The sequence below is a fragment of the Candidatus Electronema sp. TJ genome (assembly GCF_048287355.1).
Lineage (GTDB): Bacteria > Desulfobacterota > Desulfobulbia > Desulfobulbales > Desulfobulbaceae > Electronema.
Map to the genome: position 1 here is coordinate 3,285 of NZ_JBLWEP010000136.1, position 1,487 is coordinate 4,771.

Below are 1,487 nucleotides of genomic sequence, written 5' to 3' on the forward strand. Positions count from 1 at the left end.
CTGGAGGAGTTTCCGGCGCAGATTGCCCAAGTTGCCCTCTGGCTGACCGATCATCAGATGAACCAGCAGGTTTCCGAGGAGTTCGGCCTTTACTTCGCCCGCATTCCGCTCAAGACCAGCCCGAATATTGTTTGCGCCAACGCCCTGCGCATGGATTGGAACGAGCTGATTCCGGCAGAGCGGCTGCATTACATCATGGGCAATCCGCCGTTTGTGGGCGCGAAGTTCATGAGCGAGGAGCAGCGGGCGGATGCGCTCACGGTGTTCGGCGATATCAAGAATGCCGGGCTGCTCGATTTCGTCACTGCTTGGCATGTGAAGGCAGCCAGGATGATTCAAAACAGTTCAATCCGCTGCGCCTTTGTTTCCACCAACTCCATTTGCCAAGGCGAGCAGGTCGGCGTGTTGTGGAACTGGCTGCTGGCGCAAGGCATCAAGATTTTCTTTGCTCATCGCACGTTTCAATGGAGCAACGAGGCGCGGGGCAAAGCTGCGGTGCACTGTGTGATTGTCGGCTTTGCCTATGAAGACATTGCCCCGAAATGGCTGTTTGAGTATGAGGACATCAGGGGCGAAGCGCAGCGGATTGCGGCGGAGAACATCAACCCGTATCTCGTCAATGCGCCGAATGTGACTCTCAGCAAAAGATCAGCACCAATTGTTCCGGTGCCGGAAATGAAGTTCGGCAACCAGCCCATTGATGGCGGCGGCTTTATTCTCACGCCGGAAGAGAAAGATTGCTTTGTGAACGAGGAGCCAAGTGTTGCGCCGTACATCAGGAAGTTTTTAGGCTCTGATGAATTTATCAACAACGGCGAGCGCTACTGTCTTTGGCTGAAAGACATGCAGCCGCAGGAGATGAAAAAGCATCCGAGAGTGATGGAACGGCTTGCAGCGGTCAAAGCGTTCCGTCTCGCCAGCAATCGGGCGGCTACTCGTGAGCTTGCGGACACGCCCAGCCAGTTTGCCTTTGTTTCTCACACGGAAACACCCTATCTTGTTGTTCCAAGCGTTTCTTCAGAGCGGCGGCAATACATTCCAATCGGCTTCATGCCCGCTGATGTCATTGCCAGCAATCTATGTTTGATCGTTCCCGATGCTGATTTCTACCATTTCGGCGTGCTCTCATCGGTCATGCACAATGCTTGGATGCGCACGGTCTGCGGTCGCCTTGAAAGCCGCTACCGTTACTCCGCCAGCATTGTCTACAACAACTTCCCTTGGCCAGAAAACCCCAGCGGCAAGCAGCGGCAGGCAATTGAAACCGCTGCGCAGGCCGTTCTGGATGCCCGCGCCCAGTTCCCAGACTCCTCGCTCGCCGATCTCTACGACCCGCTGACCATGCCGCCCGTGCTGCTCAAGGCGCACCGCGTTTTGGACAAGGCTGTGGACGCTGCCTATGGCAAAAGCAGCTTTTCCGCCGAGGCTGCCCGCGTTGCCTTCCTCTTTGATCTCTATCAGAAATACACCGCCAGCCTCCTGCCGCT

General features: G+C 56.0%; 1 protein-coding gene. It reads left to right on the forward strand.

The genetic code is table 11. The features are described from left to right. A partial coding sequence (locus ACNKID_RS09690) for a class I SAM-dependent DNA methyltransferase (RefSeq protein ID WP_417913225.1) occupies nucleotides 1-1,487 on the forward strand: 1,487 nt, incomplete at both ends.